At 72.0% G+C, this 25,696-nt stretch carries 23 protein-coding genes and 1 pseudogene; 16 read left to right on the top strand and 8 right to left on the bottom strand.

Translation table 11 applies throughout. The features are described from left to right. Positions 1-90: 90 nt before the first annotated feature. Entirely contained in the window at positions 91-1,170 is a 1,080-nt protein-coding gene (locus ABH920_RS08760; protein WP_370348372.1) for a M48 family metallopeptidase, read from the bottom strand. A 150-nt stretch (positions 1,171-1,320) separates the two neighbouring features. On the opposite strand from ABH920_RS08760, the gene ABH920_RS08755 reads away from it, so the two are divergent. From ABH920_RS08755 to ABH920_RS08720, 8 genes and pseudogenes are all read left to right on the top strand, one after another. Then, positions 1,321-1,494 carry a hypothetical protein gene (locus ABH920_RS08755; protein WP_370348371.1) on the top strand — a complete coding sequence of 58 codons (174 nt, stop codon included), beginning with the start codon at positions 1,321-1,323 and terminating at the stop codon, positions 1,492-1,494. A gap of 102 nt (positions 1,495-1,596) precedes the next feature. Continuing rightward, positions 1,597-1,767, top strand: coding sequence for a hypothetical protein (locus ABH920_RS08750; protein ID WP_194916874.1), 171 nt, complete (start codon positions 1,597-1,599; stop codon positions 1,765-1,767). Between the two features lie 38 nt (positions 1,768-1,805). Continuing rightward, positions 1,806-2,465, top strand: coding sequence for a nicotinate-nucleotide adenylyltransferase (gene nadD, locus ABH920_RS08745; RefSeq protein WP_370348370.1), 660 nt, complete (start codon positions 1,806-1,808; stop codon positions 2,463-2,465). Continuing rightward, a complete protein-coding gene (locus ABH920_RS08740) occupies positions 2,462-4,594 on the top strand; it encodes a hypothetical protein (RefSeq protein ID WP_370348369.1) in 2,133 nt (710 codons plus the stop codon). The genes nadD and ABH920_RS08740 overlap by 4 nt, the downstream gene beginning before the upstream one ends. Positions 4,595-4,694: 100 nt before the next feature. Then, a pseudogene (gene rsfS, locus ABH920_RS08735) lies at positions 4,695-5,081 on the top strand (ribosome silencing factor); the annotation flags it as partial. Between the two features lie 296 nt (positions 5,082-5,377). Then, positions 5,378-6,088 (top strand): histidine phosphatase family protein, encoded by a 711-nt coding sequence (locus ABH920_RS08730; protein ID WP_370348556.1) that lies wholly within the window; start codon positions 5,378-5,380, stop codon positions 6,086-6,088. 280 nt (positions 6,089-6,368) lie between these two features. Further along, a complete protein-coding gene (locus ABH920_RS08725) occupies positions 6,369-6,797 on the top strand; it encodes a GNAT family N-acetyltransferase (RefSeq protein ID WP_370348368.1) in 429 nt (142 codons plus the stop codon). 82 nt (positions 6,798-6,879) lie between these two features. After that, on the top strand, positions 6,880-8,229 hold the full coding sequence (locus ABH920_RS08720) for a cytochrome P450 (RefSeq protein ID WP_370348367.1): 1,350 nt from the start codon (positions 6,880-6,882) through the stop codon (positions 8,227-8,229). An 80-nt stretch (positions 8,230-8,309) separates the two neighbouring features. Here ABH920_RS08720 and ABH920_RS08715 read toward each other — a convergent pair whose 3' ends face one another. Together ABH920_RS08715 and ABH920_RS08710 are read right to left on the bottom strand one after the other, a co-directional pair. Next, positions 8,310-8,792 carry an NUDIX domain-containing protein gene (locus ABH920_RS08715; RefSeq protein WP_370348366.1) on the bottom strand — a complete coding sequence of 161 codons (483 nt, stop codon included), beginning with the start codon at positions 8,790-8,792 and terminating at the stop codon, positions 8,310-8,312. Positions 8,793-8,834: 42 nt separating this feature from the next. Continuing rightward, on the bottom strand, positions 8,835-9,269 hold the full coding sequence (locus ABH920_RS08710) for a VOC family protein (RefSeq protein WP_370348365.1): 435 nt from the start codon (positions 9,267-9,269) through the stop codon (positions 8,835-8,837). A gap of 122 nt (positions 9,270-9,391) precedes the next feature. On the opposite strand from ABH920_RS08710, the gene ABH920_RS08705 reads away from it, so the two are divergent. Genes ABH920_RS08705 through ABH920_RS08695 form a run of 3 tightly spaced genes read left to right on the top strand, consistent with a single transcriptional unit; the run spans position 9,392 to position 10,486 of the window. Further along, the gene (locus ABH920_RS08705; RefSeq protein WP_370348364.1) at positions 9,392-9,844 is read left to right on the top strand and encodes a nitroreductase family deazaflavin-dependent oxidoreductase; all 453 of its coding nucleotides are present in this window, start codon (positions 9,392-9,394) and stop codon (positions 9,842-9,844) included. A gap of 31 nt (positions 9,845-9,875) precedes the next feature. Next, positions 9,876-10,094 carry a hypothetical protein gene (locus ABH920_RS08700; RefSeq protein WP_194910627.1) on the top strand — a complete coding sequence of 73 codons (219 nt, stop codon included), beginning with the start codon at positions 9,876-9,878 and terminating at the stop codon, positions 10,092-10,094. Continuing rightward, positions 10,091-10,486 carry a hypothetical protein gene (locus tag ABH920_RS08695; RefSeq protein ID WP_370348363.1) on the top strand — a complete coding sequence of 132 codons (396 nt, stop codon included), beginning with the start codon at positions 10,091-10,093 and terminating at the stop codon, positions 10,484-10,486. Before ABH920_RS08700 ends, ABH920_RS08695 begins: the two co-directional genes overlap by 4 nt. 80 nt (positions 10,487-10,566) lie before the next feature. On the opposite strand, the gene ABH920_RS08690 is transcribed toward ABH920_RS08695, so the two are convergent. After that, on the bottom strand, positions 10,567-11,904 hold the full coding sequence (locus ABH920_RS08690) for a ricin-type beta-trefoil lectin domain protein (RefSeq protein ID WP_370348362.1): 1,338 nt from the start codon (positions 11,902-11,904) through the stop codon (positions 10,567-10,569). Between the two features lie 515 nt (positions 11,905-12,419). Here ABH920_RS08690 and ABH920_RS08685 point away from each other — a divergent pair. Further along, positions 12,420-13,769, top strand: coding sequence for an Ig-like domain-containing protein (locus tag ABH920_RS08685; protein WP_370348361.1), 1,350 nt, complete (start codon positions 12,420-12,422; stop codon positions 13,767-13,769). Between the two features lie 280 nt (positions 13,770-14,049). Beyond that, positions 14,050-15,276: a beta-ketoacyl synthase gene (locus ABH920_RS08680; RefSeq protein WP_370348360.1), complete on the top strand. Its 1,227-nt coding sequence runs from the start codon at positions 14,050-14,052 to the stop codon at positions 15,274-15,276. 608 nt (positions 15,277-15,884) lie between these two features. Here the strand turns inward: ABH920_RS08680 and ABH920_RS08675 are convergent. Continuing rightward, positions 15,885-19,142, bottom strand: coding sequence for a molecular chaperone Hsp90 (locus tag ABH920_RS08675; RefSeq protein WP_370348359.1), 3,258 nt, complete (start codon positions 19,140-19,142; stop codon positions 15,885-15,887). A gap of 39 nt (positions 19,143-19,181) precedes the next feature. Then, positions 19,182-19,430, bottom strand: coding sequence for a hypothetical protein (locus ABH920_RS08670; protein WP_370348358.1), 249 nt, complete (start codon positions 19,428-19,430; stop codon positions 19,182-19,184). Between the two features lie 114 nt (positions 19,431-19,544). Here ABH920_RS08670 and ABH920_RS08665 point away from each other — a divergent pair, with 114 nt between their 5' ends. Continuing rightward, positions 19,545-20,006 carry a MarR family winged helix-turn-helix transcriptional regulator gene (locus ABH920_RS08665; protein ID WP_370348357.1) on the top strand — a complete coding sequence of 154 codons (462 nt, stop codon included), beginning with the start codon at positions 19,545-19,547 and terminating at the stop codon, positions 20,004-20,006. A gap of 32 nt (positions 20,007-20,038) precedes the next feature. After that, on the top strand, positions 20,039-21,508 hold the full coding sequence (locus ABH920_RS08660; protein ID WP_370348356.1) for an MFS transporter: 1,470 nt from the start codon (positions 20,039-20,041) through the stop codon (positions 21,506-21,508). On the opposite strand, the gene ABH920_RS08655 is transcribed toward ABH920_RS08660, so the two are convergent. Then, the gene (locus tag ABH920_RS08655; RefSeq protein ID WP_370348355.1) at positions 21,467-23,185 is read right to left on the bottom strand and encodes a SpoIIE family protein phosphatase; all 1,719 of its coding nucleotides are present in this window, start codon (positions 23,183-23,185) and stop codon (positions 21,467-21,469) included. The genes ABH920_RS08660 and ABH920_RS08655 overlap by 42 nt on opposite strands. 146 nt (positions 23,186-23,331) lie before the next feature. Continuing rightward, complete coding sequence (locus tag ABH920_RS08650; protein ID WP_370348354.1) at positions 23,332-24,015, bottom strand: class I SAM-dependent methyltransferase; 684 nt, start codon at positions 24,013-24,015, stop codon at positions 23,332-23,334. Positions 24,016-24,135: 120 nt separating this feature from the next. Between ABH920_RS08650 and ABH920_RS08645 the strand changes: the two genes are divergently transcribed. Continuing rightward, positions 24,136-25,668, top strand: a complete 1,533-nt coding sequence (locus ABH920_RS08645) for an FAD-binding protein (protein WP_370348353.1) — start codon at positions 24,136-24,138, stop codon at positions 25,666-25,668. Positions 25,669-25,696 lie beyond the last annotated feature (28 nt).

The following is a 25,696-nucleotide window of genomic DNA, read 5'->3' as shown; positions in this document are numbered from 1 at the left end:
ACCGTCCGCACGACGAAGCGGCCCCGATTCCCACCGGGAACCGGGGCCGCCCGCCTTGTCGCTCAGCTCAGCGCCTCAGACTTCAGCGCCTCAGCCCTCAGCGCCCTCATCCGGCACGCTGTCGCCCTCCCCGCGCCCCGGGCCCCACTTGCGGTACATCGTCTCGCCGAGCCGGCTCCCGACCCCGGCCACCTCGTCGGCGAAGCCGCGCACCTTCGTCAGCAGCGGGTCGGTGGTCCGCTCGAAGTTCTCCTTGTACTGGTTCGCCGCGGCGCGGGCCTCCTCGCGGACGCTGGCCTGCGGGTCGTCCTCGCGGCGCGGGTAGTCGCCGGACATGACGCGCTGGTAGTCGCCGGACTCGACCCAGCGGGTCAGTTCCAGGGCGCGGATCGAGGTGTAGGGGTGGGTGCGTTCGCGCAGGCTCACCAGCTTCAGTATCGATTCGCGCAGGCCGCCGCCGCCTTCGTGCTCGCGGGCCTGCTCCAGGAAGGCGACCGGGTTCATCTCCGCCAGATGGGAGCCGCCGGCGAGCTTCATCAGGGAGCGCATGGCGGCGTCCAGGTCCTGTTCGACCAGCAGGCCGGCGCGGTCGCAGGACAGTTCGGCCTTGCGGAACCACTCCAGCAGGGCGTTGATGAACATGTCGATGCCCCACTTGCCGATGGGCATCCAGGACAGCTTGGTGGCGAAGTTGGTCAGCCAGAACAGCATCGTGCGGTAGACCGCGTGGCCGGACAGGACGTGGCCGGCCTCGTGGCCGACGACGAAGCGCATCTCCTCTTCGTCCATCAGCTCGTACAGGCCGGTCGTCAGGACGATCGTCGGGCGGTCCATGCCGATGGTGAAGGCGTTCGGGACCGGGTTCTGGACGACGTACATCTCCGGCATGAAGCCGATGTCCAGGACGTCGACGGCGTCCTCCAGCATCGTCTGCAGGCGCGGGAACTGCAGGTCGCCGACCTTGACGCCGTCGGCCAGCAGGGACAGCCGGATCTTGCGTTCGTCGATGAAGCCGGACAGCTTGCGCAGCAGCATGTCGAAGCCGTCGACCTTGCGCAGCGCGACCAGTGCCGTGCGGTCCGCGGGATGCTCGTATGCCCGGGAGCTGATGCCCGGGAAACGCTTCCGGCTCCGGTCCGGCGTGTTCTCAGAACCTTCGCGATCCGGCATCGGGAACCCCCTTGTAGACGTCTCTATAGCTCACAGTAGACCCGGCACAGCCCTCGCGGGGCGTTCCCGTGACCGCCGGTGGAGCTCTCAAGATAGGGACGTCCGGACCTGCTGGGAGGTTCCCCGGGGGCCCGGCGTACTGTGGACGCCATGCGTGTCCTTCACTCGATCTATCTGGCGGACCCCAGCCCGTTCCCCCAGAACACGGCGCCCCACACCGCGGGCTGGCTGCGGTGGTTCGTGCTGGGCACGGTGATCACCGTCGTACTGCTCGCCTGGGCGTGTCTGCGCGGCTACCGGAACCACGACTCCGAGGGCGAGTAGCCGGGGCGCCGGCCGGGGGAGTAGCCCGCGCGGCTGACGGTGCCCGCCGCAGCGGGCACCCTGCCGGGATTCCGGTACGGCTGACCCCCTATGCTGACGTCCATGTCCGCATTCTCCACCGCCACGCAGGCCGCGCACGCCCTCCTCGCCGAGGGCACGACGGCGCCCGAGCCGACGCACAACGGCATCAACCCGCCGCTGAACGGCGCGATCGTCCTCGGCGTCCTGCTGATCCTGCTGTTCGTCACCACGCGCCTCAACAAGGACCGCTAGTCCCACCACCCCGGTCCGACCGGGTAGGGTGACGCGCCATGACCTCTCATCCGACGCCTGAGCCGCAGGCCGCCGGGGCGACCCGACGGCGCCGGACGCGGCTGGGCGTCATGGGCGGCACCTTCGACCCCGTGCACCACGGCCACCTGGTCGCGGCCAGCGAGGTCGCGAGCCTGTTCGGGCTCGACGAGGTGGTGTTCGTCCCGACCGGTGAACCCTGGCAGAAGTCCGAGCGCCGGGTGTCCCCGGCCGAGGACCGCTATCTGATGACGGTGATCGCCACCGCCTCGAACCCCCGGTTCTCCGTGAGCCGGGTGGACATCGACCGCGGCGGGCCCACCTTCACCACCGACACCCTGCGGGAGCTGTCGGCCGAGCGCGGCCCGGACACCGACCTGTTCTTCATCACCGGCGCCGACGCCCTGGAGCAGATCTTCTCCTGGCGCGACCCCGAGGAACTGTTCGACCTCGCCCACTTCATCGGCGTCACCCGGCCGGGCCACCGGCTGGCCGACCCGGGGCTGCCGCCGGGGAAGGCCTCGCTGGTGGAGGTGCCGGCCATGGCGATCTCCTCCACCGGCTGCCGTGAACGCGTCCGGCACGGGGAACCGGTCTGGTACCTGGTCCCCGACGGAATCGTCCAGTACATCAACAAGCGGGGGCTCTACCGGGACACCCCTGGGACAGGGACGACATGAGCTGGCCGGGGGAGAACGATCCGCCGACGAGCGGGGGCTCGGGAGGGCGCGGCCGACGGCGGCGCTCCGACAGCCCCCCGGAGGACCCTTATCTGGCCCCGCAGAGCCCCGGCACCGGGCGGCGCGGATCGGGGGAGTACGAGCGGCCGGCGGAGTACGTGGAGCAGGCCGAGCAGGAGGCCGCGGCGTACGACCAGTACTCCGGGTACACAGACTCTGGTTACACGGACCCCGGCTACACGGATCCCTCCTACTACCAGGGCGGCGCGTATCAGCAGCCGCCGGGCCAGCAGTACCAGGAGCAGTACCAAACGGATCAATACCAGCAAGATCCGTATCAACAGGGCGGGTATCAGCAGTACCAGACCCAGGATCCTTACCAAGCGCAGCCGTATGGATACGGCAACGCCGGTTATCCCGAGGCGCCGTCCCAGTATCAGAACCTCGACTCTTCGGGCTTCTACCAGCCCACGCAGCCTGCGCAGCAGCAGCCCACGCACGAGGCGCCGCCGCAGCAGCCTTCTTACGAGTACGACCCCTACGGTCAGGCTCAGCAGGCGCCTTCCTACCAGCCGTTCCCGCCGCAGCAGCCCTCCTACGAGCAGCCTGCCGCTGCGCGCGTGTCGGCGTTCCCGACGATGCCGGAGCCGGTCGCGGGCTTCGTGCCGGACCCCGAGCCGGCCCCGGCGCGCGTCGTCGCCACCGAGACCGCGGCCGAGGCCGCCTCGGACGCCGACAACACCGGCGGCTCCGGCGACTCCGAGGGCGAGCTGACCAACTGGCTCCACTTCGTCGGCAACGACGACCGGGCCGAGCGGGCCCGGCGCCGCCGGATCCAGCTGATGTCGCTGGCCGCGGTCCTGGTGCTGCTGGTCGTCGGCGGCGGGGCGTGGTTCCTGCTCAATGGCAGCGGCGGCGTCAAGGCCACCCAGACCACGGTGCTGCTCCAGGTCAAGGACAGCAACGGCAACGCGGTCGGCAACGTGGTCCTGGTCGCGGACAAGAACGAGGTGGCCGGCCGGACGGACCCGTCCGGCCGGGGCGCGGCGCTGCTGATCCCGGCCGAGCTGAGCGTGGAGTCCGCCGCGCTGGACAGCCAGCCGTTCGGCGGCTCGATGCCGAGCGCCGCGCCGGCCGGCAAGGACGCGCTGACCACGCTGCTCGGCGTGAACGTGGACGGCGTCTGGTCGATGGACGAGCTGACGTTCGCCGCGCTGCTGAACAACCTGATCGGTGTGACGGTCAACGTGGACCCGGCCTCGGCCGCGGCGGTGCTCGACCAGAACGGCAAGCCGCTCTTCCAGGCCGGCACCCAGGACATGACCGGCGACAAGGCCGCCTACTACGCGGTCTACCACCCGAAGGGCGAGTCGCCGGACAAGCAGCTGGCCCGGTTCGGCCAGGTGGTGCAGGGCATGCTGGCCAAGATCCCGCACGAGGCGGGCACCACCACGGCGGTGCTGAACAGCCTGGCCGCGGTCCCGGACCCGGCGCTGCCCAACAACAAGCTGGCCGCGATCCTGACCGCGCTCGGCGCCGAGGAGCAGGGCAGCCGGTTCTCCGAGCAGTCGCTGCCGCTGCGGGCCGACGGGACCGGGGTGATGGACCTGGACAAGGCCTCCGGCGTGGTCAAGGCCCTGCTGGACGGCGCGTCCAAGGCCAAGGACAACGGCGGGCTGACGCGGGTCTCGGTGGCCGACGCCACCGGCCGCGCCGACACCGTCTCCAGCCGCGCGATGGCCGAGTCGAAGCTGGTCGGCGGCGGCTACACGCCGGTGGACCAGGGCGTGGCGCAGCAGACGGCGAACACGTACGTGACGGTGCCGAACCAGGACGCCATGTCGCTGGGCCGGCAGGTCGCGCTGGCGCTCGGGCTGCCGGACAGCGCGGTGCGGGTCACGCCGTTCGACACGACGCTCACCGACGCCCGGGTGGTGCTGGGGACGGACTGGACGCAGATCGGGCAGGTGCCGGCCGACCAGCCGACGACGCCGAGCGGGTCCGGGACGGCGACCGGGACCGGCACCGGGACGGACGCGGCGACCGGCGGCGGGCCGACGGACGGGACCAAGTCCAGCAACGACCGGGCCTCGCACCGGTCGACGGCGACGAGCTCGTCCACCGGCTGAGGGCTGTGGCCGCGTCCCGGCGGCCTAAACCCGACGGGCCGACCGGCTGGGCATGAGATCCTGGTAATCGCCCAGCAAGTGTCCACGAACGGAAGACTTCATGACCGCAACCGACCGCGCCCGGGAGCTCGCCATCGCGGCGGCCCAGGCGGCGTCCGACAAAGTGGCCGACGACATCGTCGCGTACGACGTGAGCGACGTCTTCGTGATCACCGACGCCTTCGTCCTGGCCTCCGCCAACAGCGACCGCCAGGTGCGCGCGATCGTCGACGGCATCGAGGAGCGGCTGCTGGAGATCGGCGCCAAGCCCGCGCGGCGCGAGGGTGAGCAGGAGGGCCGCTGGGTCCTGCTGGACTACATCGACATCGTGGTGCACGTGCAGCACGCCGAGGAGCGGACGTACTACTCCCTCGAGCGGCTGTGGAAGGACTGCCCGCTGATCGAGCTGCCGGAGTCGGTGACGAACGGCCGGAGCGAGCGGCCCGCCGGGGCTGTGGGGACCGTCGAGGACGTCGCTGACGTCGCCGATGCCGACGTCGATGCCGACGTCGATGCCGACGAGCTCGACGACGAGTTCGACGACGCGGACGAGTTCGCCGACGACGCCGAGGTCGCGGAGGAAGACCGACCAGCCGCCGGGTTGGGCGCGTGAGCACGGACCAGGACGGCATAGGGACCGGCGCTGTGGCGCCGGCTCCGGCCGCACCGATCGCCGACGCCAACGCCAGCACCGCCGCGCTCGCCGCCGCCACCTCCGCGGCGGCCCAGGCCGCGCAGGCGGCCATGTCGGCGTCCGCCGCGCGCGACAACGAGCCGACCGAGACCGCGCCGTCCGGCGCGGACCGCGCCGCGCGGGTGAACGGCGCCCGGCAGATCGTCCTGTGGCGCCACGGCCGCACGGCCTGGAACGTGGAGCGCCGCTTCCAGGGCCAGACCGACATCCCCCTGGACGAGGTGGGCCTGGCCCAGGCCGAGCGCGCCGCCCGGGTCCTGGCCGGCCTCGGGCCGAGCGTGATCGTCGCCTCCGACCTGATCCGGGCGACGCGCACCGCCGAGAGCCTGGCACACCTCACGGACCTCCCGGTCAGCCTGGACGAAGGCCTCCGGGAAACCTACGCGGGCCGCTGGCAGGGCCTCGACGACGACGAGATCATCGCCCGCTACCCCGAGGAGTTCGAGTCGTTCCGCCGCGGCGAACCGATCCGCCGGGGCGGCGGCGAACTGGAGACCGAGGTCGCCGACCGCGTGGTGCCCGCCATCCTCCGCGGCCTGGAGAAGGTCCCGCCGGGCGGCACCCTGGTCGTCGCCACCCACGGCGGCGCGGCCCGCGTGGCCCTCGGCCGCATGCTCGGCCTGCCCGAGGAGCTGTGGGGCGCGCTCGGCGGGCTGTCGAACTGCTGCTGGTCCGTCCTCGGCGAGGCCCGCCGCGGATGGCGCCTGCTGGAGCACAACGCCGGCACGCTGCTGGAGCCGGTGATCGGCGACGACGAGTAGGCGGGCGCCGACGGCCGGGCATCGGTGTCGGCTCGGCGCCGACGGCCGGGCATCGGTGTCGGCTGGGCGCCGGCGGCCGGGCATCGGTGTCGGCTGGGCGCCGGCGGCCGGGCATCGGTGTCGGCTGGGCGCCGGCGGCTCGGTGTCGTAGGCTGGCGCTTGTTGTGGCTGGGCGCCGGTGCTTGGGTGCCGACGGAGTCGGGGCTCTGCGTGGTGCCGGTTGTCCCGCATCGCGAGCAGCGGCGCCCACATCTACTTACCCGGTCTTAGCCTCATCGCCATGCCGGCCCCCGAACTCCGCCCCGCCACCGCCGCCGACCTCGACACCGTCCTGGCCTTCTGGCAGCTCGCCGCCGAGGACGCGCACCGTCCCGCCGACAGCGCCGCCGCGCTCTCAGCGCTCGTCGCGCGCGACCCCGAGGCCTTGATCCTCGCCGTCGACGCGGCCACCGGCGAGCTGGTCGGCACCGTCGTCGCCGGCTGGGACGGCTGGCGCTGCCACCTCTACCGCCTCGCCGTGCACCCCGGCCGCCGCCGCGCCGGCATCGGCCGTCTGCTGGTCGACGCTGCCGAGGCCCGCTTCCGCGCGCTCGGCGGCACCCGCGCCGACGCCATGGTGCTCGACGAGAACGACCTCGCGCACCGCACCTGGCGGGCCGGCGGCTACGCGCCCCAGGCCGAGTGGTCCCGCTGGGTCAAGCCGCTGTGAGCCGATCCCGGCCACGTCCCGGATACCGCCGACTCGCCTCTGCGGCCTTTCCCGCGCCCGGCCGGTGCGGCACGCTGGAACGGTGACGGCCGAGATCTTCCACCCGCAGACCTACACCGACGCCGTCCCCTACGCCCGCTTCGCCGAGCTCCGCCGCACCACCCCGGTCTGCTGGATCGAGGAGCCGGCCGTCGGCGCCTGGCCGGCCGGCCCCGGCTACTGGGGCGTGTTCGCGCACGCCGACGTCAAGCGCGTCCTGCGCGATCCGCAGACCTTCTCCTCGCACCTCGGCGGCACCCAGATCCGCGATCCGGAGACCGCCGACGACCTGGGCTTCGTCCGCGCCATGATGCTCAACCAGGACCCGCCGGCGCAGTCCCGGCTGCGGCGCATCGTCGCGGCGGCGTTCACCCCGCGGGCCGTCCGGGCGCTGGAGGAGACGATCGCCGAGCGGGCCCGGATCCTCGTCGACGCCGCCCTGCCCGCCGGCCGCGCCGACTTCGTCGAGGCCGCCGCCGACCTCCCGGTGTGGACGCTCGCGCGCATCATGGGCGTCCCGGACGAGGACCGCCGCCTGCTCTACGACTGGGCCAACCGGGTGATCGGCTATCAGGACACGGACTACGCCGGCCTGACCACCGCCGACGCCGCCGCGCTCAGCCCCCTCGGCCGCGCGGCGCTCGCTCAACGCCCGGCCACGATGACCAGGCCCGACGGACGCCCGCTCAACCCGCGCTCGCGCACAGGACTGGCCGACATGTACGCGTACGCGCACGGCCTCGCCGCAGCGAGTACGGATGCTGACGCCCGCGCTGCCGCCGCTCCCGGTGCCGCCGATTCGGCCGCCCCGGCCGCCCCGACCGCCTCCGCCGGGATCGTCCCGCGCCTCCTCGCCGAGGGCCTCGCCGACGCCGAGTTCGAAAACATGTTCTTCCTCTTCGCGGTGGCCGGCAACGAAACCCTCCGCAACGGCATCCCCGGCGCCCTCCTGACCCTCCTCCAGCACCCCGACCAGCTCGCCGACCTCCGCCGCGACCCCGAAGCCCGCCTCGACGCGGCCGTCGACGAACTCCTCCGCTACTGGCCCCCGGTGATGCAGTTCCGCCGCACCGCCGCCTGCGACGTCACCCTCGGCGGCCGCGCCATCCGGGCCGGGGACAAGGTCGTCGTCTACCACGCCTCCGCGAACCGCGACGAGACCGTCTTCCCCGACCCGGACCGCCTCGACCTCACCCGCAGCCCGAACGACCACGTCAGCTTCGGCTTCGGCCCGCACTACTGCCTCGGCGCGCACCTGGCCAAGACCCAGATGCGCGCGATGCTCGGCCAGGTCCTGACCCGGATGCCGCGGATCCGTCCCGACGGCGATCCGGTGCGCCTGACCTCCAACTTCCAGAACGGCCTCAAGCATCTGCCGGTCCGCTGGGACTAGCTGCTGGGACCAGCCGGCCGAGACCGGCCGAGACCGGCCGGTTTCAGTCGCCGAACAGGCCGGCGCAATGCCTCAATGCCTCAATGCTCTGAGTTCTCCGCGAGCCACGCCACCAACCGATCGACGAAAGCAGCCTGCGCGCTGTTGACCTTCTCCCGCGCGGCCTCCACCCCGAACCACTCCCCGCGATCCACCTCCGGGTACTCCCGCCGCACCCCCGACCGAGGCGGCCACTCGAGCTCGAACAGGTTGCTCACCAACGTCGTCACGTCGAAATCCGCCTCGACGCCCCACGCGGTGACCACCTTCCCGCTCTTCTGCCGCACCGACCCGAGGTCCACCAGGCGCTCCCGCGCCGCGTCGATCTCCGCGCCGGTCTCCTCGCGCAGCTCGCGCACGGCCGCCGCCAACGCGTCCTCGTCGTCGGTGTACTCGCCCTTGGGAATCGACCACCAGCCCGCGTCACGCTTCGTGAACAGCGGCCCGCCGGGATGGACGAGCAGCACCCGCAGCTCGCCGTCCTCGATCTTGTACAGCAGGATGCCCGCGCTCTGCTTCACCACGCCACCTCGATGATGATGAGCCTTCCGACTCCGCCGCCGGCCTCAGTCGAGGCAGAACTCGTTGCCCTCAACGTCCTGCATCACCATGCACGACTCGTTCTCCTCATCGGCGGGCAGCAGATGCACCTTCGACGCCCCGAGCGCGATCAGCCGCTCGCACTCGGCCTCGAGCACGGCGACCCGCTCCGCGCCGACGAGCCCGGTCACGGTCCGCACGTCGAGATGCACCCGGTTCTTGACGACCTTGCCCTCCGGCACGCGCTGGAAGTACAGGCGCGGACCCGCTCCCGAGGGGTCGACGCACGCGGCCCACGTACCGCGCTCCTCCGGCGGCAGCGTGAGCTCGTACTCGGCCAGCGTGGCGAAGCCCTCCGGAGCCGGCGGGAGGACGTACCCCAGTACCTCGCACCAGAATTGCGCGACACGCTGCGGCTCGGCGCAGTCGAAGGTGACCTGGAAATGCTTGATCGACGGCATCGGGCCAGCATTCCACACTCAGTGCGGCGATGTCGGCACAAGCTCGATGGCGTGAACCGATGGAGGGGTAAGGACTCGGAGGACCGCGAGCACAATCCGCACACGACGACGGGATGACCGCGATGCCTCTTGAAGGCGAGTACGAGCCGAGTCCGGCGCAGTGGGTCCGCGAACAGGTCGAGCTCTACGAGAGTTCGGACGGCACACAGGGAGGGACGCTCTGGGACACCGGCCTGCCGATCGTCGTCCTCACCACGCGCGGCGCCAAAACCGGCAAGATCCGCAAGATCCCGCTGATGCGCGTGGAGTACGAAGGGCGCTACGCGGCCGTGGCTTCGAAAGGCGGCTTCCCGCAGCACCCGGTGTGGTACTTCAACGTCGCCGCCGACCCGCATGTCGAGCTCCAGGACGGCGCCGCGCGCCTGGCGATGACGGCCCGCGAAGTCACCGGCGAGGAGAAGGCCGAGTGGTGGGCGCGCGCGGTCGCCGCGTATCCGGCGTACGCCGAGTACCAGGAGAAAACCGACCGCGTGATCCCCGTCTTCATTCTGGAGCCGCGACCGGCCGCCTCTTGATGCGAAAATTTGTTCGAGTAGGATCCCAGCCGTGGAACCGCTCATCCCCTTGGCCCGCGCCGTCGCCTCCGAGGTCGACCGCCTCGGAGGCTTCCCCGCCGCCGTGCACATCGACGGCCGACGCTCCGTCGTCGTCATCGAGGGCCTGTCCGGCCCGGAGACCGCCGCCCGCATCCAGCTCGCGCTGGGGCGCGTGCGGCTGCGTGTGGAGGCCGACGGTGCCGGCCGGCTGCGCGTCTACCCGAGTTGAGCGGCGTCCCCGGGGGTCCCTGGCGCGACGCCCGCCGGCTGCCGCGCCCGCCCCGCGACGCCCGGCGCGTCGAGCCGCGGGAGAGCACGATCTGGGTCCGCGTCGACGGCCGCTGGCTCCCCGGCCACATCCAGTGCTGGTTCACCCACCGCGGCCGCTGGGCCTGCTGGCTGTCCTACCAGGCCGACCCGGCGCACCCGACGGTCGCGGCGATGTGGGGCCTGTTCGCCTACGAGCCGGCGGCCATCCTCAGCCGCGCCGCCTACCCGACGCCGCCGGAGCCCGGACCAGAACCCAGACCGGCGCCCGGATCGAAACCCGGACCGGAGTTCGGACCGAAACCCAGACCGGAACCCGGACCCGGCGCGCGCGGAGTTCGGCCGAAGCGCTGAGCCGCCTCGGCCGCGCGAACCACACGGCCCCGGCACGGAAATCCGTGCCGGGGCCGCATGCGTCCTGCTACTGCTGATCGCTACGGAAGAGTCCACTTCTGAGCGTTGGTGCCGTTGCAGTCGTAGATCTGGACCTGCGTACCCGATTGCGTGGTCGCACCGGGGACATCCAGACACTTGTTGGACTGCGGGTTGTAGAGCGATCCGTTCGACTGCGGCTCGAAGACCTGCGCTCCGGTGCCGTTGCAGTCGTAGAGATCGACCTTCGTCCCGTTGGTCGTCCCGGCCGCATAGATGTCCAGGCACTTGCCCAGAACATGCAGCGTGCTCCCGGACTGGACCACGGACCACTGCTGCGCCGCGGTGCCGTTGCAGGTGTAGATCTGCACGGGGTTGTAGTTCGCGGTGCTCGAGTTCTGGTCGTCCAGGCAGATGTTGGAGCCGACGCCGGAGTAGATCGGGCCGCTGCCCGGCGGGGGCGGCGGCGGGCCGCCGCCGCCGTTGGTCGTGTAGGCCGCGACGTAGTCGACCTGCATCGTGCCGCCGGAGGCGGTCGATCCGGTCGGCGTGGTGCAGTTGCAGACCCCGTTCGGGAACCCGCCGCCCATCGCCAGGTCGAGGATGATCGACAGGTTGTGGTCGTAGGCCTGCTGCCAGGTCGAGGCGCCGACCTGTCCCTCGCTCACCGAGAAGTACTGGTTGCCGTCGAGGTAGAACGTGATCGACTCGTTCGAGGTGTTCGTGCGGTCCAGCACCATGGAGTAGGTGTGGAAGCCGCTCTGGCAGCCGCCGCAGGCTCGCAGCCCGCTGCCGATGCCGTTGCCCTCGTTGCAGACGCCGCCGGGGTAGGTGCCGCAGTGGATGGTGCCCGCGACCTCCGACAGGGCGTTGACGTCCTCCATGATGTCGATCTCGCCGTTCTCCGGCCACTGGCCCGGCCCGAGCATCCAGAACGCGGGCCAGTACCCCAGGCCCCCGGTCGGCTGCTGGATCGAGGCGGTCACCATCAGCTTGCCGCCGGCCGGCGCCCCGACGTTGGCCGAGGTGGTCTGCACCCGGCCCGAGGTCCAGTTGCTCCCGCCGCCCAGCGCGGTGATGTCGAGGTTGCCGTTGCCGTCCAGGTGCACGTTGCTGGTCGAGTTCGTCATCGTCTCGATCTCGCCGGTGCCGAAGTTCGAGCCCGGACCGGTGTCGTACATCCACTGACCGTCGATGCCGCTGCCGGACCCGCCGTTGAAGTCGTCGAGGAAGACCTGGTTCCAGCCCGACGGCGGTGGGGGCGCCGAGGCCTGGGCCACGCCGTCGGGCGCGGCGGCCCACGCCAGAAGCGCGACGGCGAGCGGTGCGGCCACCGCGGCCAGGCGCCGGAAGCGTTTGCGGGCGGTGCGGGGCGGTGATTGCTGTGGGGTTGCGGACATGGGGGTTCTCCTGGGTTGACGCACCACGAGGACTCGCGGACCCGTTCGGTGCCGGCCGTGTGAGTCACGGCCGGTTCCGGGTATCCGCGAGGTCTATACCATTGCGCGCGCAAGCTTCATGAAAGCGCTCTCACCGAACGCTGTCCACACCAGGGGACGAAGAATCTTGAACTTGTTCCGGGGTGGGCCTTACCGCGAGGCTCGGGGCTGCGCCGGAAGCGTCGCGCCGCCAGGGCCGTCGTCAGATGCCTGAGACCGGACGGTTCAGGGGTACTCAACCTGTTTTGAGAGTTCCCAACCTCGCATGTTTGTACCGGAACTGTCACGAAGCCATGATCGGCCGATTTCTCCAGCAACCTTGGGGCACCACGTGACGTCTAGGTGGGTGTACGGAATCCTGGGGGGCTTGGCGTGCGCTTTCGCACGGAAGGCACCGGTTCGGGCACGTTCCGTACTCGACAAGAAGTCAACCGCTTTATACGTGGTCAGAAACCTGTCCATTCCAAGGAGGACTCGTGGCACGTGAGCACGGCCGGGGTGGTTCTGCGGTGGTCGCCGTCGGCGCCCGCCGCGTCACCGTCCGGCCCGCGTGGCGTCGCGCCGCCCAGCTGACCGCGGTCGCCGCCGCGGCCACGCTGCTGGCGGCCGGCTGCGGCAGTTCGTCGGGCTCCAAGCCGTCGGCGATGAACCCCGTCGCCAACGGGAGTTCCGCGCCGGCCGGCGCGGCAGGCGGCTCCAGCACGCCAGGGGGGACGACGACGTCCTCGTCGCCCGCGACGCCCCTCGTGCTCAGCGCCAAGCCGGCCGACGGCACCTCGAACGCCGACCCGTCGTCGGGCATCCAGATCAGTGCCGCCGGCGGGAAGATCGAGTCGGTGACGGCCCAGGACACCAAGGGCGACAAGGTGGCCGGCACGCTGGCCGCCGACGGCTCGTCCTGGACGTCCACCGGGACGCTGAACATATCCAGCAGCTACACCGTGACCGGCAAGGCGCTGGACTCCAGCGGCGCCGAGAAGACGATCTCGGCGAAGTTCACGACCCTGACGCCGCAGAAGCGGCTCGGGCTGCAGAGCTACTTCCCGGACGACGGGGAGACGGTCGGGGTCGGCCAGCCGATCTCGGTGAACTTCACCAACCCGCCGAACTCCAAGGACCGCGCCAACGTCGAGAAGGCGATGACGGTCACCACCACGCCGCACGTCGACGGCGCGTGGAGCTGGATCACCTCGACCCAGGTCGACTGGCGCCCGCAGAACTACTGGGCGTCGGGCACCAAGGTCTCGGTCGCGATGAACCTGAACGGCGTGAAGGCCGGCGACATCACGTACGGCTCGTACAACAAGAACTTCAGCTTCACCATCGGCCGCGACCAGCGTGCCGTGGTGGACACGAAGAACTACACCATGCACGTCTACCAGGACGGCAAGGACATCAAGGAGATCCCCACCGACACCGGCAAGGCCGGCTACAGCACGTGGGGCGGCACCATGGTGGTCCTGGACAAGCAGCCGATGATCGAGATGAAGTCCTGCTCGGTCCCCGGCTTCAGCTGCACCCCGGGCGTCGGCGAGTACTACGACCTCAAGGTGTACGACGACGTCCACCTGACCGACTCGGGCACGTACGTCCACGCGGCGGGCTGGGACACCCAGATCGGCACCGACAACACCTCGCACGGCTGCGTGCACCTGAAGCCGGCCGACGCGACGTGGTTCTACAACTTCATCAACATCGGCGACCCGGTCACCATCAACGGGGAGCCGGACCAGGTCCACAACGGCAACGGTTACACCGACTGGAACGAGAGCTGGCAGACCTGGCTCTCCGGTTCCGCGGCCGGGGTTTCGACCGCCGGGCAGTGAGCAGGGTCGAGCATTAGCTGAGTAGTGGGAAAGCTGGCCGTTCGCGCAGGTGCGCGGGCGGCCGGCTTTTTCGTTGTGCCTGCACAGCGCACGTATCGCGCGATTGTGCCGCGTCGTGCTTAGTGGGAAACGCACAATTCTGCGCTGCCATCTCGGGAGATCACAGCCTACGTCCGGCGCGTTGATCGCTGACAGAGTTCTTCGCAGGCGGCCGGTGGCCGTCGCTTTGGTTTTCGGCGGTCTCGGGCGAGCCCGCGACCACGGCTAGGAGGCCCTGCAGATGTCCAACAGCGCAGCGCGCGACGAGATCTTCGTGACGGGGATCGGCGCCGTCACCCCACTCGGCGCCGACGCGCCGTCGACGTGGGCGGCATTGCTGGCCGGACAGTCCGGGGTGGCGGCGGTGACGGAGCCGTGGGCCGAACCCCTCCCGGTCCGCATCGCCGCGCAACTGCACAGCGAACCCGATCTGGCGCTGTCCCGCGTCGAGGCCCGCAGACTCGACCGCTGCGAGCAGATCGCCTTGGTCAGCGCGCGCGAGGCGTGGGCCGACGCGGGCCGCCCCGAGGTGGATCCGGAGCGCTTGGCGGTGGTGGTCGGGACCGGCATCGGCGGCGTCACCTCGCTGCTGAAGCAGGAAGCCACGCTCCAGGAGAAGGGGCCGCGCCGGGTCTCGCCGCTCACCGTCACGATGATGATGGCCAACGGACCCGCCGCCTGGGTCAGCATGGAACTCGGCGCCAAGGCCGGAGCCCGCACCCCGGTCAGCGCCTGCTCCTCCAGCGCGGAGGCGCTCGCGATGGCCATCGACCTGATCCGCCTGAACCGCGCGGACGTGGTCGTGGCCGGCGGCACCGAGGCCTGCGTCCTGCCCCTCACGATGGCCGCCTTCGCCCAGATGACGGTCCTGTCCAAGCGCCACGACGACCCGGCGTCGGCCTCCCGCCCCTTCGACACCGCCCGCGACGGCCTGGTCCTCGGCGAAGGCGGCGCGGTCTTCGTCCTGGAGCGCGCCGAGTTCGCCCGAGCCCGAGGCGCCCAACCGATCGCCGCCGTCGCCGGCGCGGGCATCACCTCCAACGCGGGCCACATCACCGCCTCCGACATCGACGGCCAGGCCCGCGCAATCCGCACAGCCCTCCGCGAAGCCGCCCTGTCGCCGAACGACATCGGCCTGATCCAAGCGCACGCCACCGCGACCCCCACCGGCGACCGCGAAGAAGCGGCGGCCATCACCGAAACCATCGGCACCCACCCGGCGATCAGCGCCATCAAATCAATGACCGGCCACCTCCTCGGCGCCTCCGGCGCCCTCGCGGCACTCGCCGCCGCCTACGGCCTCCGCGACGGCCTGGCCCCCGCCATCCGCAACCTCGACGACCCCGACCCGCAGATCGAGCTCGACCTGATCCGGGGCGCACCGCGCGCTGGGCGCTGGGATGCGGCGCTGGTGAACTCTTTCGGGTTCGGGGGGCACAACGTGACGGTTGCTTTTACGCGGGTTTGAGCACGCGCACACGCGCCCGCTCGCAGAGCCGCCTGCTCGCACGACTGCCAGCCCGCACGCGCCCGCCTCACCCGCAGCGCCGCTTGCCCGCCTGCCCGCACGCGCCCGGCGGCGCCGCCGCCCGACCGCTCGCCCGCAGCACTGCCTGCCTGCTCACCTGCCGGTCGCGCACGTCCGGTTGCAGCGCCGCTTGCCCCGCCTTCCGGCACGACCGCCGGCCTGCACGCGCCCGCTTGCAGCACTTCTCGCCTGTCCGCGCGACCTATGCGGGTCACGCACGTCCGGTTGCAGCGCCGCTTGCTCGCACGACCGCCGGCCTGCACGCGCCCGCTCGCAGCACTTCCCGCCTGTCCACCCGCGCGACGCATGCCGGTCGCGCACGTTCGGCTACAGCGCCGCTTGCCCACTCACCCGCATGGCTGCGGGCTGCACTGCTGCGGCAATGCGAGGCACACGCATGCGTGAGCTGCGTGTCGGGTGAGGCTGCGCGGCGTGCGGCGGTGCAGGGCTTCGGCATTGCTCGCAGGGCATGCGTGCGAGCGTGTAAGGCTCCTGGCATGCGAGGCTGCGACCGAACAGCTCGCCGCAGCCCCGCGCCAACCGGCGCCCTACTCGAAGTCCACCTCCACCAGCAGATCCGCCGTCCGCTCCGGCTCCGCGAGCATCGCTGACACCAGGTGCCGCTGGTCCCACCGCCCGGCGGCCCAGGCCAGGCCGCGCGCCAGGCCGTCGAACGTGGAGGTGTGCACCACGCCGTCCGCGACGCGCCAGTCGACCTCCGTGCCGTCGGCGAGGATCAGGTCGTCGTGCTCGACGTAGGTGCTCGGCGCGTCGGGGAGCAGGGCCCTGACCGCGTCCGGGACGTCGCGGATCTCGCCGGGTTCGTCGACGCCCGCGTCTATCACCTCCGAGGCTAGGTCCAGGTCCAGGAGGTCGGCCAGGGCGGTGGCGTGCCGGAGGGGGATCGGCAGGTAGGGTCGGCCGGCCAGTAGCGGGAGCAGGTCCGGGGCGTCCACGACCACCACGTCGTCCGCGTCGGCCACCACCAGTTCGCCGTCCAGGGTGGCGCGCAGGTGGTCCGGCGGGGACACCCGGTCGGCGGGGATCTCGGCCAGGGTGCAGTACAGGTCCGTGAGCTGGCTCCTGGTCACCGTCCGGTCCGGGTCGGCGAGGCGGTCCAGCAGTTCGTCCGGACCGCCGGCGGCGGCCAGCAGCTCCAGCGCCGTGGTCTTGACGCCCAGTGCCGTCAGGAACTCCGGGTCGTTGGCGAGGGCGCCGGCGTCGGCGGGGTCCAGCGGATCGTAGAGTCCTGCCAGGGCGGTGTCGTCGCCGGCGACCAGGTCGGCCGGGCACTTGTCGGCCAGGACCGGTGTGCGGCCCAGCCACCACGCCGTCGCTGAGGGCACCGTCAGCTTGCCGCCGTCGGCCAGGGACAGCCGCGCCGGCCGGAGCACCGCCTGACGCAGCGCCGGCGTGCGCGCCAGCAGCTCCAGCGCCTGCGGCCAGGCCTCCGGCCGCACCGTCTCCAGCCCGGTGACGGCCGCCAGCTCGGCGAGCACCACCGGTGCAGAATCCGGCGGACACACCGACTCCACGTGCTCGGCCCAGTCCTCGAACCCTTCCAGCTCCGCCAGCTCGTCGTCGAGCGTGTCCGGGTCGAGCAGCACGTCGGTGTCCCGCAGCACCGGGAACCCATCGGGGACGCCGGCCGCGTGCAGGACGGTCGCGCCCCAGCGCGAGACCCACTCGCCGGCCACGAACCCGTACAGCTCGGGATCGACGATCCCCGCCAGCGCCGAGTCCGGCACCAGCAGCTCCCCGGCCGGGGTCAGACCGCCGTCGGCCTCGGGCAGCAGCAGACGTCCCAGGCCGAACCGCTCGCCCGGCCGCGGATCGGCGGCCCGCACCAGCGCCAGCACCGCCTCGGCCACGGCCACCGGATCGGACGACGCGTCGTCGCCGAGCGGCACCGGGTCGTACGCGGCCTCCACCGCCTGTTCCACCGCCGGATCGGCCAGCATCACCCGGGGCTCGGCAGGCTGCGCGCCCAGCCGCTCCAGCAGCCGCGCGCCGTCGCCGAGCGCGTGCGGGTGGATGACCCGCAGCCCGAGCGGCGTGAGCGCGGCGAGCGTGGCGTCGTCCAGGCCGGTGGCCGGACGCAGCGTGCCCCGCGGCCCGCGCACCGTACGGCCGTCGGTCAGCGGGACCGGCAGCGCCGACAGCGCGTCGAACGCCAGCGGATCGTCGCCGGAGACCGCGTCCAGCGCCGTGTACAGCGCGGCCCACCACTCCGGCCGCCGGTCGAGCCCGGCGACGGCCTCCACCACGTCCCCGAGGCCGATGCCGCGCACGCCGAGCGTGGACAGCGCCGCCTGGTCCCGCTCGAACCCGGCCGGCAGCAGCCCCGGGATCACGTCTTCGAGTGCTGCGACGAGGGCTTCGGAGTTCGGGCTGAGGAACACGGCGTTGCGCGGGACCAGAAGCTCGGGACCCGCGTCGGCAGCCACCATGTTGCCGGTCTCAGGATCCGCTTCCGAAACGCCCGCTTCCGAAACGCCCGCTTCCGAAACGCCCGCTTCCGGAGCAGCCGCCGCCGGCAGGATGGCCGTCTGCCCCAGCAACGCGACGATCCGCCGCCGCAACTCGGCGTCGACCGGGCCGTCCGCGATCGGCCCCGGGACGAGCCGCAGCAGCCCCGGCGTCTTCGCCGGCCAGTCCCGCACCAGCGCCGCATAGGCGTCGGCGGCCCGGTCCAACAAGAACTCGGTCAACGCCCCCGGCGCCAGCCGCCGCCGCGTCGGATCCAGCGGCAGCGTCGCGATCAGCAGCGCCGGCAGGCCCAACGGCTCGTCCGTCGGCGTCGGGCCGTGGAACACCGGAAGCGTCGCCGGCCGGCGCGGCTCCTCGGCCGCGTCGCACGGCACCGCCCACGTCAGCGCCCAGCTCGGCCGCGCGCGCTCCTCGGTCGGCCGGTCCGCCAGCAGCTCCGGCGTTATCCGCCCGCTCGCCGTGACGGTCCGCCAGCGCGACTCCTTCGAGCCGTCGGCGATGGTGCACACGCCGTCCGCGTCGCGCGTCGCGGCCAGCCGGCGCACGTCCCCGTCGACGTCCACGACGATCTCCGACAGCGACGGCAGCGCCAGCAGCAGCGCGTCGTCCAGGCCGGCCAGCAGGTGGGCGACGAGCTTGCGGGCCGCGTCGTCGCGCAGCGGCAGGACCGCGGCGGTGTCGAAGCCCGGCGGCGGCTGCTCGTCGATCGGGAACGGCAGCCGCAGCACCGGGGTCCGGCCGTCGCGCCGCGCCAGTTCGGCCTGGAGCCCCGCGCTCTTCTCGGCGGCACGCTCCACTTCCCGGCGCGCGTCGGCGGCCGAGAAGCGGACGCTGCCGTCGCGGGACAGCATCGACGGCGCGTCGCAGACCGCGAGGACGGCGGCGAAGCCGACGCCGAAGCGCCCGACCGGGGAAGCCGCCGCGGTCGCGGCAGCCGCTGCCGCCGCCGAGCCCTCAGCTGCCGAGCCCTCAGCCGCTGAACCCTCAGCCCTAGAACCCTCCAACCCCGCATCCCCGACCTTGCCCGAGGCCCGCAGCGTGGAAAGCCCGGTCACCCCGTCCGCGTCCAGCGGCGCGCCGACATTGGCCGCGGTCAGCGTCTGCCCGGCCAGCGTCAACCGCAGCCGTCCGGGCACACCGGCCCGCAGGGCGGCGTCGGCCGCGTTCTGCGCCAACTCCACGACCACGCGGTCCCGGTACCCGCCGAGGACCAGGTCCTCCTCCAGGTTGGCGTCCTCACGGAAGCGCACGGGCGAGGCCACCCACGCCTCCAGCACCCGGGCCCGGATCGCTGCTGTCTCAAAGGGATCGTTCACGCGCGGATTCTAGGTCCCAGCGAGGACAGCCCGCAGGCGTCACGCCGCCTGGCTCCCCGCCTCCGCGACGTACCCGGTCAGGCACTGGTGGCAGATGATGTCGACCATCCGCTCGACCGAGTAGTCCCGCCACCGCGTCACCGGCTCCAGCAGCGTGCGGTTGCACAACGTGTGCAGATGCGGCGGGTCGTCGGCGTCGTCGACGCGCACGACGTGCCAGAACTGGTCCTCGGTGCTGTCCGCGTCCAGATCCCGGTCGCGGGCGAGTTCATACGTGTAGCGGCTCACAGTCGGCACGATCCGCCGGTCCGCGTGCGGCGGCACGCCGGGGGCACCGTTCGGGTGGCGAAGATACGAAGGCCAGACTTGTAAACCCAAACTGTTAAGTCTAGACTGAACATCGTGAACGAAGCCCCGTCCTCAACCCCCGCCGCACCGGACCCGCGCCGCGACACGGCCAACCGCCTCCGCATCGCCATCGGCGCCTTCAAGCGCCGCGCGCAGGAGGCCGCCGCGCACGGGGAGCTGACCAACCCGCAGCTCACCGCCCTGTCCCGGCTCGACCGGCTCGGTCCGATGACCACCACCGGCCTGGCCCGGCGCGAGCAGATCACGCCGCAGGCGATGGGGGCGACGGTCTCCAGCCTGGAGAAGCTCGGCCTGGTGGCGCGCAGCGCGGACGCCAACGACGCGCGCCAGTCGATCCTGAGCCTGACCCCGGAGGGCCTGGCCGCCGTGCACTCCGGGCGCAACGCCGTGTCCGACAAGGTCACCGCGATCCTGGAGGAGTCGTTCACCGACGCCGAGGTCGAGATCCTCTCCGTCGCCGCCCCGCTCATCGAGCGCCTCGCGGAGCTGCTCTGACACAGCTCCCACCTCGCACATCCGGAGTCGCCATGTCCGCCTCCTCCGAGGCCCGTGCCTCCACGCACGCACCGCACGCATCGCACGCACTGCAGGCACCGCACGCACCGCACACGCCGTCGCCGCACTCTCAACAGCACAACGCCTTCTCCTGGCGCTTCACCACCCCGCTCTTCCTCGGCTCGGCTCTCAACCCGATCAACAGCTCCCTGATAGCCACCGCGCTCCTGCCGATCGCGCACGGCGTCGGCGTCCCGATCGGCCAGACCGCGGCCCTGGTCACCGCTCTCTACCTGGCCAGCGCCATCGCACAGCCGACCGCCGGCAAGGCCGCCGAGGTCTTCGGCCCGCGCCGGGTGTTCCTGGCCGGGATCCTCCTGGTCGCCGTCGGCGGCCTGGTCGGCGGCTTCGCCCAGGACCTGCTCACCCTGCTCGTCAGCAGGGTCCTGATAGGCCTCGGCACCTCCTGCGCCTATCCGACCGCGATGCTCCTGATCCGCCACCGGGCCCGAGACGCCGGCCTCGCCGCCCCGCCGGGCGGCGTGCTCGGCGGCCTGCAGATCGCCGGGATCGCCACCGCGTCGCTCGGCCTGCCGATCGGCGGCGCCCTGGTCGGCGCGCTCGGCTGGCGCTCGGTGTTCTTCGTCAACGTCCCGGTCGCCCTGATCGCGCTGGCCGCGACACTCACTTGGGTCTCGCCCGACGGCCCGCTCCAGCGCCCGCTCCGCTGGCGCGACGTGGCCGTCCGCCTCGACGTCGCCGGCATCGCCGGATTCGCCGCCGCGATGATCGCGTTGCTGTTGTTCCTGTTCTCCCTTCCGACGACGCACTGGTACCTGCTCGGCATATCCATAGCCCTGTGGATCGCGCTGGTGCTCTGGGAACTCCGCGCCGCGACCCCGTTCCTCGACGTGCGGATGCTCGCGTCGAACAAGGCGCTCGCGCGCACCTACCTGCGCTTCGGCCTGGCGATGCTGTGCTTGTACGTGGTCTTGTACGGGATCACCCAGTGGGTCGAAGGCGTGCGCGGCCTCAGCGAGACCCAAGCCGGGCTCATCCTGCTGCCCATGACGCTGATCTCCGGCGTGATCGTCTCGCCGGTGTCCCGCCGCAACCTGGTCCGCGCCCCCGTCATCGCCGCCGCGGTCGCCTGCCTCATCGGCGCGGCCGGCACGCTGATCCTCAGCGCCTCCGCGTGGATCGGCTGGGTCGTGATCCTCACGCTCGTCTTCGGCCTCGTCATGGGCTTCGCCGCCGCCGGCAACCAGACCGCCCTGTACGCGCAGGCGCCCGCCGACCAGCTCGGCACCGCCGCCGGACTCCTGCGCACCTTCGGCTACGTCGGCTCGATCGCGTCCTCGGCCATCACCGGCATGGTCTTCCATACCAGCGTCACCGACCACGGTGTGCACCTGATCGCCTGGATCATGATCGGCGTCGGAATCGCCTTGTTCCTGGTGTCAGTCCTCGATCGTTCTCTCCCGAGGAAGACCGTGGTCTAGCGTTTCCAACGGCATCTCGAACCACACGACTTTGCCGTTCGCCGTCCGACTCACGCCCCACCGCAACGCCAGCTGGCTGACCAGAAACAGCCCGCGCCCGCCCTCGTCCAGGTCTCCGGCCTCCAGCAGGATCGGCAGGAAGTGGTCGTCATCCCGTACCTCGCACAGCAGCGTGCGCGTGCGCAGCAGCCGCAGCTCGATCGGGCCGTGCGCGTAGCGGACGGCGTTCGTCACCAGCTCGGTGGCGAGCAGTTCGGTGGTCTCCCGGACGCCGTCCGGCAGGTCCCACTCGGCCATCGCCTGCCGGACCAGCCGGCGGGCCTTGGGCACCGTCGGCGGCAGCGGCGACAGCAGCCAGTTGGCTATGTTCTCCGCCGGGATCCCCTTCAGCCGCGCCGCCAGCAGCGCGACGTCGTCCTCGTGCTTGTCCGGGTCGAGCATCGTCAGCAGGGTGTCGCACAGCGCCTCGGGATCGGCCGTCGGCCGGGCGGCCAGCTCCAGGCACTCGCCGAGGGCGGCGATCCGGTCCTCGATGTCGTCGCCCCGGGCCTCGACCAGGCCGTCGGTGTAGAGCACCAGGACGTCGCCGTCGCGGATCGGGATCTCGGCGGTGTCGAACGCCACGCCGCCGACGCCGATCGGCGCGCCGCTGGGCACCTCGACCCGCTCCACCGTGCCGTCGGCCCGCACCAGCATCGGCGCCAGGTGCCCGGCGTTGGCGATGACGCAGCAGGAGGCGATCGGGTCGTAGACCGCGTACAGGCACGTCGCCAGATGGTCGTCGCCGAGCTGGAGGGCCAGGCTGTCGAGCTGGCGCAGCAGCTGCCCGGGCGGCAGGTCCAGCGCGGCCAGTGTCTGCACCGCGATCCGCAGATGCCCCATGACCGCCGCCGAGCGCACGCCGTGCCCCATCACGTCGCCGATCACTATCGCCACCCGGCTGCCGGGCAGCGCGATGGTGTCGAACCAGTCGCCGCCGACCTCGACGGCCGGATTGGCCGGCAGGTACCGGTGCGCGACCTCGATCCCGGCCAGCGTCGGCGGGGTGGTCGGCAGCACCCCGCGCCGGAACTCCGCCGCCGTGGCGACCTGGCCGCGGAACAGCCGGGCGTTGTCCACGCCGAGCGCCGCCTGCGCCGCCAGCTGCCCGACGGTGAGCACGTCGATCTGGTCGAACTCGGCCCGCTCCGGCCGGCGGGTGAGCGCCACGCACCCGAGCACCCGGCCGCGGACCACGAGCGGCACGGCCAGATAGGCGCGCTCGGCCACCAGCGGGTACAGGTCGCCGGGGGAGTGCGACAGGGCCATCGCCTCGGCCCGGTCCGGGGTGACGCGGTCCAGCCACACCGGGACCCCGGTGGCCATCGCCTCGTGGCAGGGGCTGGTGTCGTGCATGATCTGCACCGCGCCCTCGGGCACCAGGGACAGCCAGCGCTCCGGCGGCTCGTCGTGCGCCACCGCCACCCGGCGCACCAGGCTCGAGGCCGTGGCCCCGGGCGCCGGTGGGGCCGGGGCGCCGTCCACGAACAGTGCGTCCAGCAGGTGCACGGACGCGAAGTCGGCCAGCCGCGGGACCAGGGCCGCGGCGAACTGCCCCGCGATCGCGACCATGTCGGTACCGGCGCCGATCCGCTCGGTCGCCTCGTTCAGAAATGACAGGTGATCGCGCAGATCCACCGGCCCACATCCCAGCTCGTGCGGGCTGCGGCCCACGTCCCGTCCCCGTCGGTCCCTCTCGTACGTCAGCATGCTGCTGTGCCCGTGCTCAGATTCGTGCACTTATCTGTTGCTCTCGCTCCGGCCCGATTACTGGTGTGCGGAGTCTAGGACCGTGAGTCCAGTTTGCGGCAGAGGAAGAACATCTGGATCTCCGGCCGGGCCGAAGACGTCTCCGGCGCGTAGGAGAGAACCCGCTCGTGTTCTATGGCGAATCCGGACTCTGCCAACACCGCCCGCAAATCATCGCGCAGATACCCGGTCACCCGGACCCGGCTCTCCAAGAACGCGATCGGGACGTCGTCCACGTCCGCCTCGACCATCCCCAGCGCGAGCCAGCCGTCCGGGACGAGGGCGTCGCCGATCAGCCGCAAAGCCGTACGCACCTTTTCACGCGGCAGGTTGAGCAACACGAAGAACGCCGTCACCGCCTCGTATTCGGGCCCTGACGAGAGTTCCATCACATCCCCGAGGACGAACTCCGCCTCGGGCACGTTCTTCCCGGAGATCTCGAGCATCCGCGGGGAGATGTCCAGCCCGGTGACGTGGCAGCCGGCGTCGGCCAACTGCCGCGCGGTCGGCAGCCCGGTGCCCGAGCCGACGTCCAGCACCCGCGCCCCGGCCGCGATCCGCTCCAGCAGCACCGAGACGATCGCGAGCTGGCCCTCCTTGTGCGGGAAGGCCTCGTCGTACCGCGCGCTGATGGCGTCGAAGGCCCGCGCCTGCGCCTGCTCCCGCTCGATCCACGCCTGATCCGGACCCGCGGACGAGCCCGGCTTCCCGATGACCATGTGACCCCTCGACTCACAGCACTCGACGCGCGACACGCGGACCCTTCCGGACCGGTCGCACACGACCACCGGCCTCCGTATTATCAGTGGTCTTCATTTCCGTGGGAAAGGGTGGGACTGATGCGCGATGACGCGCAGCACAGCCGTCGCTCGTTCATCCGCGCCGCGAGCGCCGGGGCCGGGGCGCTGGCCGTCGGCTTCGACGCCACGTCCCGGGCCTGGGCGGTAGAGGCTCCGCAGGGCACGGGAGGCACCGGAGGCACCGGACGTGCCTCGAATGCCGCAATCGCCGGATCGGACTTCCGGCGCGCGCCGCACCTGGACGGCCGCCTCCTGATCGACCCGGCGGACCTGAAGCCCTACGAGGACGACTACGGGCACCTGGTCCACCGCACGCCGCGGGCGGCGCTGCTGCCCGGCTCGGTCCGCGACATCGCGGCGATGATCGCCTTCTGCGGCCCGCTCGGCATCCCGGTGGCCCCGCGCGGCCAGGGCCACCAGGCCTACGGCCAGGCGCAGGTCGAGGGCGGCCTGATCATCGACCTCGGGCCGCTGGACACCATCGCCGTCGACACGCGGGCGAACACCGCGACGGTCGGCGCCGGCGCGGTCTGGAGCGCGGTCCTGACCGCGAGCCTCGCCCACGGCCTCACACCGCCGGTCTTCACGGACTACATCGAGCTCTCCATCGGCGGCACGCTGTCCGCCGGCGGCCTCGGCGGGGCCTCGCAGCAGCACGGCGCGCAGGTCGACAACGTCCTGGAGCTGCAGGTCGTGACCGGCGCCGGCGAGATCCGGACCTGCTCCCGGACCCGCGACGCCGACCTGTTCCACGCCGCGCTGTCGGGTCTGGGCCAGGTCGGCGTCATCACCCGCGCGGTCCTCAAGCTGGTGGCCGCGCCGACTTCGGTGCGCAGCTACTCGCTGGTGTACCCGACGGTCGCGGCACTCACGGCGGCGCAGCGCGTGGCGGTCGGCGACGGCCGCTTCGACTGGCTGGAGGGCACGATCGTGCCGGACGGCAGCGGCGGCTGGCTGTACATCCTGGAGGGCTCGGCGTTCTACGACGCGACCCCGCCGGACGACAACGCCCTGATCGGCGACCTCGGCTCCGTCGGCCCGGCGCAGATCCAGGACTCGCCGTACCAGGCCTTCGTCGACGACCTGGCGCCGACCGTGGCCGCCCTGAAGGCGAGCGGGGAGTGGTACGACCCGCATCCGTGGTTCAACGGCTTCCTGCCCGACGCCGCGACCGACACCCTGGTCGCCGCCACCCTGGCCGCCACCACCCCGGCCGACCTCGGCGCGAGCGGCCTGGTGCTGCTGTACCCGGTACCGGCCGCGAAGCTGACCACACCGCTCCTGTCGATCCCGGACAGCGACCTGGTGTTCCTGCTCGCGGTGCTGCGGACCGCGGCCCCCGACGGCGGCGCCCTCCCGGCCCCGGCGCTGCTCCAGGCCAACCGCGACCTGTATCTCCAGGTGCAGGCCGTCGGCGGCACGCAGTACCCGGTCGGCGCGATCCCGACGACGGCCGCCGACTGGCGGAAGCAGTACGGCGCGCGCTGGGGAACGTTCCGCGCGGCGAAGCAGCGCTTCGACCCGTTCGGGATCCTCGCCCCGGGGCAGGGGATTTTCGCGCCGGCGGAGTAGGCGGCTTGTGGCTGGGCTCTGCGCTCAC

The sequence above is a fragment of the Catenulispora sp. EB89 genome (assembly GCF_041261445.1).
Lineage (GTDB): Bacteria > Actinomycetota > Actinomycetes > Streptomycetales > Catenulisporaceae > Catenulispora.
Note: the sequence above shows the minus strand (reverse complement) of the source record. Positions and strands in the feature narration are given on the sequence as shown.

Bases quoted from the DNA above. Each gene is read 5' to 3' on its own strand.
- ABH920_RS08760 (WP_370348372.1), bottom strand. From the start codon at position 1,170: ATGCCGGATCGCGAAGGTTCTGAGAACACGCCGGACCGGAGCCGGAAG.
- ABH920_RS08755 (WP_370348371.1), top strand. From the start codon at position 1,321: ATGCGTGTCCTTCACTCGATCTATCTGGCGGACCCCAGCCCGTTCCCC.
- ABH920_RS08750 (WP_194916874.1), top strand. From the start codon at position 1,597: ATGTCCGCATTCTCCACCGCCACGCAGGCCGCGCACGCCCTCCTCGCC.
- nadD (WP_370348370.1), top strand. From the start codon at position 1,806: ATGACCTCTCATCCGACGCCTGAGCCGCAGGCCGCCGGGGCGACCCGA.
- ABH920_RS08740 (WP_370348369.1), top strand. From the start codon at position 2,462: ATGAGCTGGCCGGGGGAGAACGATCCGCCGACGAGCGGGGGCTCGGGA.
- ABH920_RS08730 (WP_370348556.1), top strand. From the start codon at position 5,378: ATGTCGGCGTCCGCCGCGCGCGACAACGAGCCGACCGAGACCGCGCCG.
- ABH920_RS08725 (WP_370348368.1), top strand. From the start codon at position 6,369: ATGCCGGCCCCCGAACTCCGCCCCGCCACCGCCGCCGACCTCGACACC.
- ABH920_RS08710 (WP_370348365.1), bottom strand. From the start codon at position 9,269: ATGCCGTCGATCAAGCATTTCCAGGTCACCTTCGACTGCGCCGAGCCG.
- ABH920_RS08705 (WP_370348364.1), top strand. From the start codon at position 9,392: ATGCCTCTTGAAGGCGAGTACGAGCCGAGTCCGGCGCAGTGGGTCCGC.
- ABH920_RS08690 (WP_370348362.1), bottom strand. From the start codon at position 11,904: ATGTCCGCAACCCCACAGCAATCACCGCCCCGCACCGCCCGCAAACGC.
- ABH920_RS08680 (WP_370348360.1), top strand. From the start codon at position 14,050: ATGTCCAACAGCGCAGCGCGCGACGAGATCTTCGTGACGGGGATCGGC.
- ABH920_RS08660 (WP_370348356.1), top strand. From the start codon at position 20,039: ATGTCCGCCTCCTCCGAGGCCCGTGCCTCCACGCACGCACCGCACGCA.
- ABH920_RS08650 (WP_370348354.1), bottom strand. From the start codon at position 24,015: ATGGTCATCGGGAAGCCGGGCTCGTCCGCGGGTCCGGATCAGGCGTGG.
- ABH920_RS08645 (WP_370348353.1), top strand. From the start codon at position 24,136: ATGCGCGATGACGCGCAGCACAGCCGTCGCTCGTTCATCCGCGCCGCG.